The 14,206-nt window shown below is 69.3% G+C and carries 18 protein-coding genes; 12 read left to right on the top strand and 6 right to left on the bottom strand.

The window, feature by feature from the left end:
* Positions 1-155: 155 nt before the first annotated feature.
* The gene (locus FFA01_RS14925; RefSeq protein WP_146856982.1) at positions 156-980 is read right to left on the bottom strand and encodes a helix-turn-helix transcriptional regulator; all 825 of its coding nucleotides are present in this window, start codon (positions 978-980) and stop codon (positions 156-158) included.
* 103 nt (positions 981-1,083) lie between these two features.
* Between FFA01_RS14925 and hxlB the strand changes: the two genes are divergently transcribed.
* The 4 genes from hxlB (at position 1,084) to FFA01_RS14905 (ending at position 4,080) form a co-directional block, all read left to right on the top strand.
* Positions 1,084-1,686, top strand: a complete 603-nt coding sequence (gene hxlB, locus FFA01_RS14920) for a 6-phospho-3-hexuloisomerase (RefSeq protein ID WP_146856981.1) — start codon at positions 1,084-1,086, stop codon at positions 1,684-1,686.
* A gap of 52 nt (positions 1,687-1,738) precedes the next feature.
* Positions 1,739-2,359 (top strand): 3-hexulose-6-phosphate synthase, encoded by a 621-nt coding sequence (gene hxlA / locus FFA01_RS14915; protein WP_146856980.1) that lies wholly within the window; start codon positions 1,739-1,741, stop codon positions 2,357-2,359.
* 274 nt (positions 2,360-2,633) lie between these two features.
* Positions 2,634-2,855: a DUF1653 domain-containing protein gene (locus tag FFA01_RS14910; protein ID WP_146856979.1), complete on the top strand. Its 222-nt coding sequence runs from the start codon at positions 2,634-2,636 to the stop codon at positions 2,853-2,855.
* A 295-nt stretch (positions 2,856-3,150) separates the two neighbouring features.
* Positions 3,151-4,080, top strand: a complete 930-nt coding sequence (locus FFA01_RS14905; RefSeq protein ID WP_244289890.1) for an aggregation-promoting factor C-terminal-like domain-containing protein — start codon at positions 3,151-3,153, stop codon at positions 4,078-4,080.
* 158 nt (positions 4,081-4,238) lie between these two features.
* On the opposite strand, the gene FFA01_RS14900 is transcribed toward FFA01_RS14905, so the two are convergent.
* On the bottom strand, positions 4,239-4,565 hold the full coding sequence (locus tag FFA01_RS14900) for a DUF7882 family protein (RefSeq protein WP_146856978.1): 327 nt from the start codon (positions 4,563-4,565) through the stop codon (positions 4,239-4,241).
* 180 nt (positions 4,566-4,745) lie between these two features.
* On the opposite strand from FFA01_RS14900, the gene FFA01_RS14895 reads away from it, so the two are divergent.
* On the top strand, positions 4,746-5,543 hold the full coding sequence (locus FFA01_RS14895) for a transglutaminase-like domain-containing protein (RefSeq protein ID WP_146856977.1): 798 nt from the start codon (positions 4,746-4,748) through the stop codon (positions 5,541-5,543).
* A gap of 71 nt (positions 5,544-5,614) precedes the next feature.
* Complete coding sequence (locus tag FFA01_RS14890) at positions 5,615-6,061, top strand: YdeI/OmpD-associated family protein (protein WP_146856976.1); 447 nt, start codon at positions 5,615-5,617, stop codon at positions 6,059-6,061.
* A 271-nt stretch (positions 6,062-6,332) separates the two neighbouring features.
* Here the strand turns inward: FFA01_RS14890 and FFA01_RS14885 are convergent, their stop codons facing one another.
* The 3 genes from FFA01_RS14885 to FFA01_RS14875 all read right to left on the bottom strand — a co-directional run bounded on the left by FFA01_RS14885 (position 6,333) and on the right by FFA01_RS14875 (position 9,309).
* Complete coding sequence (locus tag FFA01_RS14885) at positions 6,333-7,100, bottom strand: glucose 1-dehydrogenase (RefSeq protein WP_146856975.1); 768 nt, start codon at positions 7,098-7,100, stop codon at positions 6,333-6,335.
* Between the two features lie 37 nt (positions 7,101-7,137).
* Positions 7,138-8,349 carry an MFS transporter gene (locus FFA01_RS14880; protein ID WP_146856974.1) on the bottom strand — a complete coding sequence of 404 codons (1,212 nt, stop codon included), beginning with the start codon at positions 8,347-8,349 and terminating at the stop codon, positions 7,138-7,140.
* 72 nt (positions 8,350-8,421) lie between these two features.
* Positions 8,422-9,309, bottom strand: a complete 888-nt coding sequence (locus FFA01_RS14875; RefSeq protein WP_146856973.1) for a helix-turn-helix transcriptional regulator — start codon at positions 9,307-9,309, stop codon at positions 8,422-8,424.
* A 136-nt stretch (positions 9,310-9,445) separates the two neighbouring features.
* Between FFA01_RS14875 and FFA01_RS14870 the strand changes: the two genes are divergently transcribed.
* Genes FFA01_RS14870 through FFA01_RS14860 form a run of 3 tightly spaced genes read left to right on the top strand, consistent with a single transcriptional unit; the run spans position 9,446 to position 12,119 of the window.
* Positions 9,446-10,000 carry a cyclophilin-like fold protein gene (locus FFA01_RS14870; RefSeq protein ID WP_146856972.1) on the top strand — a complete coding sequence of 185 codons (555 nt, stop codon included), beginning with the start codon at positions 9,446-9,448 and terminating at the stop codon, positions 9,998-10,000.
* 14 nt (positions 10,001-10,014) lie between these two features.
* Positions 10,015-11,019, top strand: coding sequence for an alpha/beta hydrolase (locus tag FFA01_RS14865; protein ID WP_146856971.1), 1,005 nt, complete (start codon positions 10,015-10,017; stop codon positions 11,017-11,019).
* A gap of 26 nt (positions 11,020-11,045) precedes the next feature.
* The gene (locus tag FFA01_RS14860; RefSeq protein WP_244289889.1) at positions 11,046-12,119 is read left to right on the top strand and encodes a PQQ-dependent sugar dehydrogenase; all 1,074 of its coding nucleotides are present in this window, start codon (positions 11,046-11,048) and stop codon (positions 12,117-12,119) included.
* Positions 12,120-12,178: 59 nt separating this feature from the next.
* Here FFA01_RS14860 and FFA01_RS14855 read toward each other — a convergent pair whose 3' ends face one another.
* Positions 12,179-12,511, bottom strand: coding sequence for a hypothetical protein (locus FFA01_RS14855; RefSeq protein WP_146856969.1), 333 nt, complete (start codon positions 12,509-12,511; stop codon positions 12,179-12,181).
* Between the two features lie 137 nt (positions 12,512-12,648).
* Between FFA01_RS14855 and FFA01_RS14850 the strand changes: the two genes are divergently transcribed.
* The 3 genes from FFA01_RS14850 to FFA01_RS14840 all read left to right on the top strand — a co-directional run bounded on the left by FFA01_RS14850 (position 12,649) and on the right by FFA01_RS14840 (position 14,140).
* On the top strand, positions 12,649-13,116 hold the full coding sequence (locus FFA01_RS14850; protein ID WP_146856968.1) for a MerR family transcriptional regulator: 468 nt from the start codon (positions 12,649-12,651) through the stop codon (positions 13,114-13,116).
* Positions 13,117-13,212: 96 nt separating this feature from the next.
* On the top strand, positions 13,213-13,677 hold the full coding sequence (locus FFA01_RS14845) for an ester cyclase (protein WP_146856967.1): 465 nt from the start codon (positions 13,213-13,215) through the stop codon (positions 13,675-13,677).
* A 241-nt stretch (positions 13,678-13,918) separates the two neighbouring features.
* Positions 13,919-14,140, top strand: coding sequence for a hypothetical protein (locus FFA01_RS14840; RefSeq protein ID WP_146856966.1), 222 nt, complete (start codon positions 13,919-13,921; stop codon positions 14,138-14,140).
* Positions 14,141-14,206 lie beyond the last annotated feature (66 nt).

Raw genomic sequence — 14,206 nt, 5'->3', positions numbered from 1 at the left:
CGGGCACGGCACCGCGACTAGAACCGGTGCGGTGTACGGGACGCGGTGCGGTGGCGGTGGTGCCGCGAAACGCGGTGCGGTGCACGGGATGCGGTGCGGTGTACGGAACGCGGCGCGGCGCCGACGGCGCGCCGGTGCCGCCGGCACCGCAGCCGCTACCGCGCCAGCGCGGTCAGCTCCGCCCGCGTGCTCGCACCCGACTTCCGCAGCAGGTTCGACACGTGGAACTTCACCGTGTTCTCGCTGATCCCGAGCGACTCGGCGATCGCGCGATTGCGCGCCCCCGACGTCACGAGCCGCAGCACGTCGCGCTCGCGGGCGCTGAGCTGCACGGTCTCGTCGAGCGACCCGCTGTCGGCCGGCGGGTCGAGCGGCAGCGTCACCGCGACGTCCGAGCCCCAGCCGGGCGTCGACGCGACCGACAGCGAGCCGTCCAGAGCCGTGACCCGTTCGGCGATCGGCCGCAGCGAGTCGTCGTGCACGGTGAGCGCGCCCGACCCGTCGTCGCGGATGCTCATCAGCAGGTTGAGCCCGTCGCAGTCCCACTGGATCCGGACGCGCCGCGACTCGCCCGAGTCGACCAGGGCGAGCACGGCGCTCCGCACGATGGCGCGGGCCGCGTGCGCCACCTCCCCGGGCAGCGCCCGACCGGTGGTGGGCGGCTCGACGAACTGCACGTCGAGGTCGCCGAAGCGCACCAGCGGCCGCAGATCGTTCCGGAGGCGCGCGAACGCCCCCACGACCGGCTCGAGCAGGAGGGCGCGCTGATGGTCGTTCTCGGTGCGCATCTCGACCATGGCGGCCGCGGCGATGTCGATCGCCATCGTGCGGGCGGCCCGGTCGTCGAGCCGCGACGACCGCAGGGTCGCCAGCAGCGATTCGAGCGTGAGCGCCTGCCGGTCGACCAGCTCGGCGACGGTGCGGGCGTGCTCGACGACGAGGGCGCGGCTCGCCGGCGACGGCAGATCGGTGTCGGTCATGCCCGCCAACCTACTCGCCCGACCCCCGCCCACCCGAACGGGTAGGTCGCCCTCGTCGGACGAACAGCACCCGAGGAGGCGCGGGGGGAGGAGGGTAGGTCCCATGCCTCCCGCAGACACCGCCCCCACCGACGCCGAGTCCGGCTCGACCTCCGCCGCGCTCGATCTCGTGCGCGCAGAGGTCGACCGCGCCGTCCGTGCCGTCGTCGACCAGAGCGCTGACGGCCTCGACGCCGTCGCGGCCCTGCTCTCCGACGCCGACCGGGTGTTCGTGCACGGCGCCGGCCGTTCCGGTCTGGCCCTGCGCATGACGGCCATGCGCCTCATGCACCTCGGCCTGACCGTGCACGTCGTCGGTGAGGTCACCTCTCCGGCGATCCGCGAGGGCGACGTGCTGCTCACCGCGAGCGGCTCGGGCACCACCGGCGGCATCGTGCGTGCGGCCGAGTCCGCGAAAGACGCCGGGGCGCGCGTCGCCGCCATCACCACCGCGTCGTCGTCGCCGCTGGCCGAGCTGTCCGACGCCGTGCTGATCGTGCCGGCCGCCGAGAAGCTCGACCGTTCGGGCGACGCCTCCGCGCAGTACGCCGGAGGCCTCTTCGAGCAGGTCGTCGTGCTCGTCGGCGACGCGCTCTTCCACGCCCTGTGGAAGCGCTCGGGCGCCGACGCGGACGACCTCTGGCCACGGCACGCCAACCTCGAGTAGCCGACCCGCGCCTCCTCGACTCATCGATCCACCCCCACGAAAGAAGGACCACATGAAGCTGCAGTTCGCCATGGACACCCTGACCACCGACGCCGCCCTCGAGCTGGCCGCCGCCGCCGCGCCGAGCGTCGACATCATCGAGCTCGGCACCCCGCTGATCAAGGCCGAGGGCTTCCGCGCCATCACCGCCATCAAGGAGGCGCACCCCGACAAGATCGTGTTCGCCGACCTCAAGACGATGGACGCCGGCGAGCTCGAGGCCGGAGAGGCCTTCAAGGCCGGTGCCGACCTCGTCACCGTGCTCGGCGTCGCCGGAGACAGCACCATCGCCGGTGCCGTCAAGGCGGCGAAGGAGCACGGCAAGGGCATCGTCGTCGACCTGATCGGCGTGCACGACAAGGCCGCCCGCGCCAAGGAGGTCGTCGCCCTCGGCGCCGAGTTCGTCGAGATGCACGCCGGGCTCGACGAGCAGGCGGAGGACGGCTTCACCTTCGAGGCGCTGCTCGAGGCCGGCACGGCGTCGGGCGTCCCGTTCTCGGTCGCCGGTGGCGTCAAGGCGTCGTCGGTGGGCTCGGTCCGCGACGCGGGCGCCCAGGTCGCCGTCGCCGGTGCCGCCATCTACGGTGCGGACGACGTGGCCGCCGCCGCCGCGGAGATCCGCGCCGCCATCTGATCGGACGCGACTCCCACCCGGAGTCGAGAAGCGGGCCCCCGCGTGCGCCATTGCACACGGGGGCCCGCTCGGTCGACCCGCCGGCCGCCGATGTCGGGTCGCGGCCGGTCCCTCTCGCGAAGCGGGGGCGCGAGATGACGACGGAGGGCGGCGCGGCCCTCGTGACACACGACCGCCCTGCTCGTCGACGGGGTCCGGGTCGATGCGCGCAAAGCTACTCGCGCGCCGAGGCGCTGTCCAGACCCACCCGAGGGTGGTCGTAGTGTGATCGTCGATGAGCGACGCGACCACCCCCGAGCCCGGCATCTACCGCCACTTCAAGGGCGCCCTGTACGAGGTCGTCGGCACCGGCCGGCACAGCGAGACCGAGGAGCCCCTGGTCTTCTACCGCAAGCTCTACGACGACTACTCGTTCTGGGTGCGCCCGCTCGACGACTTCATGTCCACCGTCCGGCGCGACGGCTACGACGGCCCGAGGTTCGTCCGCGAGCACTGACCGGCGCCTCCGTGATCCCCGGCCCTCTGCGACGGCTGCCTCTCGCGACGCCGGACAGATGGGTCTGCCAGGGGGTTGTGCGGACTTTGCCAGGGTTCGTCTGCATACTTGCCGCTTCGCCCGAGCGCACGCCCGTCCGCACGGGAGCGTGGGCGGACATGTCGGGGCTCTGCCGCCCCGCCTGAATCCAGAACCGACTCCCGCGAGGGCGACGTGTCATCTCCGTCGCCTGTTCCGGTGGGCGCCTCTCACCCGACATCCGAGGAGGCGCGGGTCGGCCGAGCACGAGGACGCCATGCCCCCCGAGACACCCCGCAACGCCCCGAACACCCCCGCGACCCCGCTCGCCCCGAGCCCGGAACCGGGGAGCACCGCACCCACCACGCGCCGGGCCCTCGCCGCCGCCCGTCGTCGCGTCGCCCGTCGCAAGCTGATCGCGGTCGGCTCGATCGCCGCCGTCGCGCTCGTGGCCGGCACCGGCTTCGCCGTGTACTCGACCAGCGGATCCGCCGAGGCGACCAGCGCCTCCCAGGCTGCCGACGTGAAGGCGCAGGAGGCGGCGATCGCCGCCTCGCTCAGCGACGCGAAGGCGAAGTCCACCATCTCGATCGCGAACCAGGTCGTCGCCGCCAGCGAGGGCAAGGTCGACACCAGCGCCCTCGAGACCTCGGTCGCCGCGCTCGACGACTACCAGTCGCTGGACGCCGACGCCGTCGCCGACCGGGTCGCGCACACCGCGAGCACGGCGCAGACCGTCCAGACGGCCGCCGCCGAAGCGGACAAGAAGGCCGCAGCCGCCGCCGCGAAGAAGGCCGCAGACGAGAAGGCCGCTGCCGACGCGAAGGCCGCCGCCGAGGCGAAGGCCGCCGCCGAAGCCGAGGCCGCCGCGGCTGCTGCCGCTCAGGCGCAGGCCAACACCGTGGAGGGCGCGAAGGCCACGGCCCAGCAGCTCGCATCGTCGACCTACGGCTGGGGCGGCGACCAGTACTCGTGCCTCGTGTCGCTCTGGACGAAGGAGTCGGGCTGGAACTACAAGGCCTACAACGCCAACGGAGGCGCGACGGGCATCCCGCAGGCGCTGCCGGGCAGCAAGATGGCATCGGCCGGTGCCGACTGGGCCACCAACGCGACCACCCAGATCACCTGGGGCCTCGACTACATCCAGCGCGCCTACGGCACCCCGTGCAGCGCGTGGTCGCACAGCCAGTCCGTCAACTGGTACTGAGCGACCCGCGCCTCCTCGACCCGCGCCTCCTCGACCCTCGCGTCGAGTGGTCGGAAGATGCTCGTCGCGGGCTCGCGAAGAGCATCTTCGGACCACTCGATCGACGGACGGACGGGCGGGCGGGTCGAGGTGCGGGCGCGGGCGTGCGGGCGAACGACCTACGAGGCGTCGGCGACGGCGGGATCGGGGCCCGGCTCGGGGGTCAGGCGCATGCCGACCGTGGTCGACGCCGTGGCGAGGAGCTCGTCGACCCAGGCCTTGTTGACGCTGGCCATGCGGCTTCCGGCGTACTCGAAGCGGAGGGGGATCGCCTCGTGGATCCAGAGGACCGTGCGCCCTTGGCCCGAGCCGTCCTCGTCGCGCCAGGTGAGGGCGAAGCTCTCGCGGCGGCGGAGCTTGGCGACGACCGCGAGCTGCAGATGCGCCAGTGTGCGATCGTCGATCTCGATCGTGAAACGGTCCGAACCGTAGACAAGAGTTCCCACGTGCCTCCCCCTTCGTCGAGGATAAATGCGGCATCTGGTGTGGCTGGACCAGGCCTCGTCCCCTTGACACGTTAGTCTCACAGCCGCTATGCAGACCGCCGATGCCGGGAGGTATCCGATGGCGACGGGTGGTAACACGGGGGAAACGCGCGGGGCGGGGTCACCTGCCATGATCGGCGGATGAGACGCCATGCCTCCGCCCTGCTCGAGTTCGACGTCGCGGCTCCCGCCGAGTTCGTGCTGTCCGTCGCCGTCGCGCGGCTCCACGACGGCTCCGTCGACGAGTCGCTCGTGATCACCCAGAACGGGAGCCTCGTCGAGGTGCGTGAGATCGACGACCGGCACGGCACGCGGCTGCACCTGTGCAGCGTGGATGCGGGGCGGGTGACCGTCGACTACCGGGCCGTCGTGGAGGGGCGACTCGCGCCTCCCGAACTCGACGAGATCGACCTCGTCCGGTACCGGCGGCCGAGTCGCTACTGCGAGTCGGACACGCTCTCGCCGACGGCGCGGGCGGAGTTCCGGGGGCTCGTGGGGCGCGATCTGCTGGCGGCCGTGAGTTCGTGGGTGGGGTCGCATCTGGCGTACGTGCCGGGGGCGAGCGCGCCGACCGACGGTGCGGTGCAGACGCTGCTCGATCGGCAGGGCGTGTGCCGCGACTACGCGCACCTCGTGATCGCGCTGCTGCGGGGGCTCGACGTGCCGGCGCGGCTGGTGTCGGTCTATGCGCCGGGGCTGTCGCCGATGGACTTCCACGCGGTGGCCGAGGCGTGGGTCGACGGCGAGTGGCACGTCGTCGACGCCACGGCGCTGGCGCCGCGTCAGTCGCTGGTGCGGATCGCGACCGGTCGCGACGCGTCGGACACGGCGTTCCTGTCGAGCCTGGGAGGCGCGGTGACGGTCGCGAGCATGCGCGTCACCGCCGTCGTCGACGAGCTGCCCACCGACGACGTGACCTCGTTCGTCAGTCTCGGCTGACGGCTGACGGCTGACGGCTGACGCTCGGCCGATCTCTCGCGCTGGGGCGCTCGCCGTGGCAGGGTCGGTCCATGCGATACGAGACGACCGTGGTGCAGATGGGCAACAACACGGGAATCGAGGTGCCCCCGGAGGTGCTCGACAGCCTGGGAGGCGGTCGTCGCCCCGCCGTGCGCGTCACCGTCGGCGACTTCTCGTTCGAGTCGACGGTCGGGGCGATGGGCGGGCGGGCCCTCATCCCCTTCTCGGCGGAGCGGCGACGGGCCAGCGGCATCGCCGGGGGCGATCGGGTCGAGGTCGACCTCGAGCTGGACACGAGCTCCCGCGAGCTGCCCGTCCCCGCCGACCTCGCCGCGGCCCTCGAGGACGCCGGTGCGGTCGAGGCCTTCGCCGCCCTGGCGCCGAGCGCCCGGAAGGCGCACATCGTCGCGGTCGAGGGCGCCAAGGCGGAGGCCACGCGCGCCCGCCGCATCGCCGGCATCGTGCAGGCGACAAGCCCACGAGTAGATCGTGCGTGACGGCAGCGCTGGTCTCGGTCTCGCCGTCTGACCTGGAGTCGTTCGGCATCCGGTAGCCCACCCGTCGCCGTGATCTAGGTCCCCCAGGCGACTCGCGGCGTCGAGGTAGGCCGTGGTCACGGCAGGACGGACAGCCGGGAAGATCAGGGTGACCATTCCGTGATCCGAGGCGAGCATGACCCGCATCGCGGATCCGACGGATCGTGAGGATGTGCCAACCCAGAGGGGCTCCGCATATTCTGCGGAGCCCCTCTGTCCATCGCCGACAGCGTCAGCCGACTGTCTGGCCTCCGTCGACGACGAAGGTGTGGCCGACGGTGAAGGCGCCCTCGGTCGAGGTGAGCCAGAGGACAGCGGAAGCGATCTCCTCGGGCTTGCCCAGACGACCGATGGGCTCCTGCGCGATCATCTCGTCGTACCCGTCCTCGGTGCCGCCCGAGACGCGCTCGATCATCTTCGTATCGATGACTCCCGGTGCGACGACGTTGATGCGGATGTTGTCGCCGATGTACTCGAGGGCGGCAGATCTACTCAGTCCGATGACGGCGTGCTTCGCAGCAGCATAAGCGGCCTGGCCTGCTATTCCCATGACACCTGCTCCCGACGACGTGTTGACGATCGCTCCACCCCCAGACGCCTTCATGATGCGGATCTCGTGCTTGAGGCACAGGAACACACCGTGCACGTCAACGGCCATGATGCGTTCGAACTCGTCGGTGTCGAGGTCGGCCGTGTAGTCATGCGATTGCTCGATACCGGCGTTGTTGAACGCCACGTCGAGTCGCCCGTGGGTGGCGACGACGCGATCGAGTACCGAGACGACCTGGGCGGCATCAGTCACGTCGAGGTCCATCGCTGTCGCCGAGCCTCCTGCTCGGGCGATCACGTCTGCCGTTTCGTCGTGTCCCGCGCCGGCCAGGTCGGTCACGACGACGTCGGCCCCTTCGGCGGCGTAGGCGAGTGCGGTGGCGCGTCCGATGCCACCGGCCGCTCCGGTGATGAAGACCACCTTGTCGCTGAATCTCGCAGTCTCATTCATGTTGCTTCTCCTTCGTCGCTGATCGGTTCTTCGGAGTTCAGAGCGCGGCTGGGAACGCGTTGCGACGGCCGTATGACGTCAGTGCGAGGGCGACGAGCCCGAAGCCGATCATGAGCACGGGCAGCACGAGGCCGTCGGCCACAGTCAGCAGAGCAGCCCCGACGATCCCGGCGAGGAAGATCGCCACATTGAACGCCACTGGCAGGAACGCGTTCGCGACGTCGGCGTTGTCGCCGCCGGCGGTGGTGAGGGCCGCCTGCAGCTGGGCCGAGGCGCCGCCGAATGTGACTCCCCAGAGCACCGCGGCCACGACCACTGCCGGAACGGATGCGTGGCCGACCAGCAGAACGGCGCCGGCGACGACGAAGAGGGCGACGCTGCCGTGTAGGAGTGCCCGCGGGTGCCGGTCGAGCAGCGCTCCGGTGACGACGATCCCGCCGATCGAGGCGATGCCGTAGATCAGCAGGGTCACGTCGACGCCGAGCCCGGACCCGCCGGCCCGGAGGTAGGGCGACACGTAGGTGTAGATCGTGTTGTGGGCGAGCATCCAGGCCGCGATGACGGCGAGGATGACGGCGATCCCCGGGATTCGGAACACCCGTCCGAGCGAGAGCCGTGCCCCCGCGGGTGCCGGGGCCGCGTCGGGGACGATGCTCGCCACCAGTGCGAACACGACGACCCCGAGTACGGTCAGGCCGCCGAACGACCAGCGCCAGTCGAAGGCCATCCCGAGCCACGAGCCCAGCGGGGTCCCGAACGCGAATCCGACGGGCGCGCCCGCTGAGACGATCGAGAGGGACAGCCCGGCGCGGTCGGGCGGGCTGATCCGTCGGCCGTAGGCGGCGAGCATGCCCCAGATGACGCCCGAGAAGGCACCGGCGACGAACCGCGACGCCAGGGCGAGGGCGATGACGGGCGAGAGAGCCGTGACCGTGTTCGCCACGACCAGGCCGGTGATCGCGATGAGGAGGAGCGGCTTGCGACGCATCCCCCGGGTGAGCGTGATGGCCGGGATGGTCGCCACGACGGTGCCGAGTGCGTAGGCGCTGATGAGGAGACCCACGGCTCCTTCGCTCGTGCCGAGTCCGCCCGCGATGACGGGTAGCAGGCCCGCCGGCATCGTCTCCATCGCGACGAGGATGAATCCCATCGTCGCGAGGACGACGAGCGAGAACACCGGCAGCCGTTCGACGGGTCCGCCGGGTATGGAGGCGAGGGGAACGCGGGTGGGGACGGGGGCTGTCGACATGGTGAGGTCCTTTCGGGCGCGGAGACGCGCCTCCTGGGGGTGAGCCCAGTCGTGCAGGGGAAGGAGGTGGTGTCAGACGACGGGGTCGGCGGACCGGGCGCGTTCGACGACGTTCTCGGTCGCCGCCCACGAGGCCAGGAGGTGCAGTCCCTCGTCGGACGGGGATCCCGGGACGGCCGTGTAGACCGTGAGCGAGTGCCCGGGGGTGTCTTGAAGTTCCATGGCCTGGAAGTTCAGCTCGAGCAGGCCGACGGCAGGGTGCCGGAACTCCTTCGCGCCGGTGTAGTGGCGGCGGACGTCGTGGGCGGCCCAGCGGGCACGGAACTCGTCGCTGCGGATGGACAGCTCGCCGACGAGGGCGGCGATGCCGGCGTCGTGCGGGTTCCGGCCGGCGTCCCGCCGAAGGATGGCGACGTTGACGTTGGCGGCGCGCTCCCAGTCGGGGTAGAACTCACGGGCCCCCGGGTCGAGGAAGATGTACCGCGAGTGATTCGCGGGCCGCAGCGTGCCGCGGTACATGTCGGAGTACAGGGCGAAGCCGAGGGCGTTCGCGGCGACGAGGTCCATGCGTGTGTTGGTGACCATGGCCACCGCGCCGGTCATGGCGTCCAGCATGTGCTGGACCGGGGACTGTGCGATCCTCTGCTCGCTGGTGACCGGGGGCCTGCGGCGTGAAGGAACGGAGGCGCGGGCGAGGTCGTAGAGGTGGTCGGTCTCGGCCTGGTCCAGTCCGAGTGCCCGCGCGATGGCGTCGAGGACGCTGTCGGACACCCCGCCGAGGTTGCCGCGTTCGAGACGGGTGTAGTAGTCGACGCTGACGCCGGCGAGGCGGGCGACCTCATCGCGTCGTAGCCCCGGGACGCGTCGTCGACCACCGGCGCTGACGACGCCGGCCTGCTCGGGCGAGAGGCGTGCGCGGCGGGTGGCGAGGAACTCGCGGACCTCGGCTCGGTTGTCCATGGTCCCGACCCTACGGCCGCTGTTCTCCGTCAGGCAGGCCCTGCGGTAACCAGGTTGGGCAGGGCCTTGCGCGCCTCCGACCTGCGGGGTGAGGTGAGTGAACACACCCTCGGCCCTGCGGAGACGGAGTTCTATCGTGCGCATCACCCCGGCCCCACCCGCTCTCGGGGTGGCTGCACTCATTCTGCTCCTCGTCGGATGTTCGACGAACGGTGGGCAAGAGCGATCGGGAGAGGAGTCCGAGAACGCGTCGTCGTCCCCGACGGCGTCTTCGACGGCCTCTCCGCTCCTGTCGCCGACCGAGGCTCCCGAGGACGCCGACGGCGTCGTCGGAACAGTCGTCCGTTTCACAGCCGGAGGCACGTCCGTCGATGTGACGATCGACGAAGACAACCCGACCACCCGTGACCTTGTCGAGCGCTCGCCCATGACCCTTCGTTTCGAGGAGTTCGCGGGCCGAGAGAAGATCGCCTACCCCGAACCAGGGCTCACCGTGGAGGGCTCGCCGGGCTCCGATCCAGAAGACGGAGACCTCATCTATTTCACCCCGTGGGGCAACCTCGGCTTCTACTACGACGCATCCGGCATCGACTATTCGGACGCCACCATCCACCTCGGGACCTACGACGCGACGGCCGACCAGCTCGCGGCCTTCGACGGCGTCGACGTCACCCTCCAGATCATCAATTGAAAGGCATCGCCACCATGTCCCTCCAGCTCGACGGATACACCTTCCCCCTCGCCTCGACGGTCGTCCGCACGCCGGTCCGATACCGCAACCGATTCGGCGTCCTGATCGCCGCTGACCTGTACCAGCCGCGCGATCTCGATGAGAACATCCGGCACGCCGCGATCGTCGTCGGTCCGCCCCACGGCGGTGTGAAAGAGCAGGGACCGGGTGTCTATGCGAACCAGCTGGCTCAGCGCGGCTTCGTCGCGCTCGCGTTCGACCCGTCGTACAACGGTGAGAGCGGCGGCGAGCCTCGGCACATCACTTCCCCCGAGGTCTTCGCCGAGGACTTCAGCGCCGGCGTCGACTTCGCCGGCTCGCTGGGTTACGTCGACCGGGAGCGCATCGGGGTGATCGGCATCTGCGGGAGCGGCGGCTTCGCGCTGACCGCCGCGCAGGCCGACATGCGCATCAAAGCCGTGGCCACCACGGCCATGTACGACATCAGCGGAGTGACCCGCGACGGCTGGCAGGGCGCACAGACCGGTGAGGGGCGTCAGGAGGCGCTGGTCGAGATCGCAGCGCAGCGCTGGGCGGACGTGGACGCCGGTGAACCCGCACTCGGCCCGGTCTTCCCCGACGAATTCCGCCCCGCCGAGCTCGACCCGATCACGGCGGAGTTCCATGAGTACTACGTGACCGATCGCGGGCACCACCCCCGCTCGATCGGTGCATTCACGCTCACGAGCCAGGCAGCGCACATCAATCACGGCGCGCTGGCCCACCTCCCCGACATCAGTCCGCGACCGATCCTGCTCGTCACCGGAGACGTCGCGCACTCCCGGTACTTCAGCGAGGATGCCCATGCCAAGGCGGCGGAACCCAAGCGGCTGATCGTCGTAGCCGGAGCACGCCACATCGATCTGTACGACCGCACCGATGTCATCCCGTTCGACGACCTCGACGTCTTCTTCACCGCCTCCCTGGGGGCGTCCTCGGAGGTGCCGAGCCCGACCTCGGCCGAGGAAGTGGGCGCATGACATCCGCCGCCTCGCGGGCGCGACTGATGACCGGGGTCGTCTTGTTCGGTGCGCTGGTGACTTCGGGGTGCACGAGCGAGGCATCCACCACACCGTCGCCAGCTCCACAGCCCGCCTCGCCTTCATCGTCGTTCGACCCCCTGGGAGGCGCGTCCATCACGGAGATCACCTCCGGTCTCGAGACGCCGTGGTCTCTCGTGTTCCGGGGAGACACCCCGTTGGTCAGCGAGAGAGACACCGGCCGGGTGCTCGAGCTGGCGGCCGACGGATCGACGCGCGAGATCGGGACCGTGGCCGGAGTGAGACACGGTGGTGAGGGAGGATTGCTCGGCCTGGCCGTCGACGACGACCAGCTGTACGCGTACTCCACCGGCGATGAGGGAAACCGCATCCAACGCTTTCCGCTGAACGGTGAGCCCGGCGAGCTCGAGCTGGGTCGACCCGAGACCATCCTGGACGAGCTCGCCTCGGCGGGATATCACAACGGCGGCCGCATCGCGTTCGGACCCGACGGAATGCTCTACGCCGGCGTCGGCGACGCCGGTCAGGCCTCGGCCGCTCAAGACCTCGACTCTCTCTCAGGCAAGATCCTGCGTCTGGCGCCCGATGGTTCCGTCCCCTCCGACAACCCATTCCCCGGTTCTCTGGTCTACAGCTTCGGGCACCGTAACGTGCAGGGTCTGGTCTGGTCCGACGACGGCACGATGTTCGCCAGCGAGTTCGGGCAGAACACCTGGGACGAACTCAACGTCATCGAGGCGGGCGGTAATTACGGTTGGCCCGAGGTCGAGGGTCTCGCCGGCGAGGACGACTACGTCGACCCCGTGCAGCAGTGGTCGCCTGCGGACGCCAGCCCCAGCGGCATCACCGTGGTCGACGACACCGTCTACATCGCGAACCTGCGTGGATCGGTGCTGCGTGCCGTTCCTGTCTCCCAGCCCGACAGCTTCGCCGACTACTACTCCGGCACGTACGGTCGCTTGCGCGCCGTCGCACCGGCCCCCGACGGCAGCCTCTGGTTCATCACAGGCAACACCAATAGCCAGGGCACACCGCGAAACGGGGACGATCGCATCGTCCGGATCGATACAGCAGGCTGAGAGCACCGAAGAGCCGGCCGCCGAACGATGGGGGTCGGCCCTCTAGCGCGGTCTCGCGGTCAGACCTTTGGCTCGTCCGCCGCCCGGAACCCTTCCGATGGATCGGTCGGTATCAAGACCCGGGGTGCCGTCTGAGATGTCGAAGTCCCGAGCAGAGCTTTGCCCTCATAGATCGCGTGCCAGCCCGACCTCGACCGTGCACGAGTCATCTTCGGCGGTTTGACCTCGCCGTAGAACGCCTCAGTGCCCTCAGCCGTGTACGGGCCGTCGGGCGCATCCATGTCCGCTTTCCGGGCTTGGACGGACATGGTCTCACCACCCGCGAAGATCATCTGCCCCGCGGGGGGAACGGGCCGGAGGTCGCCCTCGGTCCCAAGGCCCAGAGAGATCATCCTCCACTCTTCATCGAATGGGCCCATGGAGGAATCGGGGGAGGAGGTTGTCCTGCCGAGGTGGCTTTTCGGAGTTTGGATAGCTGTCCCAATCCCGGACGCATTGGGCTCTGCTGTATCGGCAGTAGCGTGCTCCCATGACTTCGCCAGAGCGCATGTTCTCAATCGGAGATGTGAGTGCCCGCACAGGACTCAGCGTGGACACCCTGCGCTTTTACGAACGAGAAGCACTTTTGCCTCCTATCGAGCGGACTGTCGGGGGCCGGCGCGTGTTCTCCGAAGACGACGTCGGGTGGATCGGCATCTGCCAACGTCTGCGAGCATCGGGAATGCCACTGACCGAGGTTGCGAAGTACGCCGCGCTCGTCGCGGCCGGGACAGGAAACGAATCCCAGCGTCTCGAGCTGCTGAAGGCCCATGAGGTCGAGGTCCGAAGTCAGATGGCTGCACTCCAGGACGCGCTCGACCTCATCACGATGAAAGTCAGCACTTACGCGGACGCTCTAAAGCGCGGACGCGCAGAAGGACTCTTCGTGCACGACCAGGTCGACGATGCCTACTTCTCCGAGGTCAAGCCAGATCAGGTCGCCGCAGGCGGAGCTTGATCTGGAGTCCACTCCAGTTCGTAGCGTGAATGCAGCGCCTCGATCGAACTTCGGTTCGAGCGCGCCCACCATTCGATCACGACGAACAGGAAACCCATGCCCGACTTCATCGAGCCCGACGACACCCGCTACGACGACCGCTCCCGAGCCCTCGTCTCCATCGGACGAGTCGCGATCGCTCAAGAGAACGCGGCCGCTCTGCGCGACTACTTCAGCGAGGACTTCGCCTTCCACAGCCCTGACGGAGAACTCGACTTCGCTGGCCTTGAGACGTTCTTCAGCCAGATGCGAGACGCGTTCGCCGACTACTACTGCGAGCGATACGAGATCGTCTCCAATGGCGCCCTCATCGGATGCCGCACCGAGATGGGAGGCGTCTTCACAGCACCCTTCGAGCCCACTCCGTTCGGGACCGTGCAGCCACACGGGCGACGTGTCACGCTCACTCTGATCAACATGTTCCGCTACGACGAGCACGGCAAGCTCGCTGAGGAATGGGTGCAGTACGACAACCTCGAGTGGATGCGCCAGCTCGGCGTCACCATGACGCCCATGACCTGAGAAGCGCCGCAGTAGGGCTGCCGGCACGATGAGTGCCGGTAGCTCTGGCGTTTTCAGTTTGTCTGTGCTGCTGCTGGACCTGATTCGTGCGCTCACAAGCGGTCGGTTTTGGGTGACAGCGCTGCGGGCTCTGATCTGCGTGCCGTAAAAGACGGTCGGTTCCAAACTAGGTTTTGAATCGGATCGCGTTTTAGGGACGGAAGCGAGGTCCGGCGACCTCTACGCATGGCCGTCTCGCGTCATGGACAAGGACCTCGGTATGGAACCCACGATGAAGGGTCACCTTCGTGCGGCGATCGGCGGAACCATTTTCGGCGCGATGATGATCGTCGCGTTCGCCCTGGTCTCGGCCTTCACTGACCTGGCTGGATTCAGCGGCATTGGGATCGGCGTCGGCTTCTTCATACTCTGGGGCGGTCGGGCGGTCTGGCTCATCAGGAAGCAGCGCCGTAATGCCCGCTAGGGCCTAGCGCGTCCGATAGACGGTGGCTCAGCGGACGTTCGACTCAGCGACGCCATGAGGAGGCCG

It is taken from the genome of Frigoribacterium faeni, from assembly GCF_007988805.1.
Taxonomy (GTDB): domain Bacteria; phylum Actinomycetota; class Actinomycetes; order Actinomycetales; family Microbacteriaceae; genus Frigoribacterium; species Frigoribacterium faeni.
Note: the sequence above shows the minus strand (reverse complement) of the source record. Positions and strands in the feature narration are given on the sequence as shown.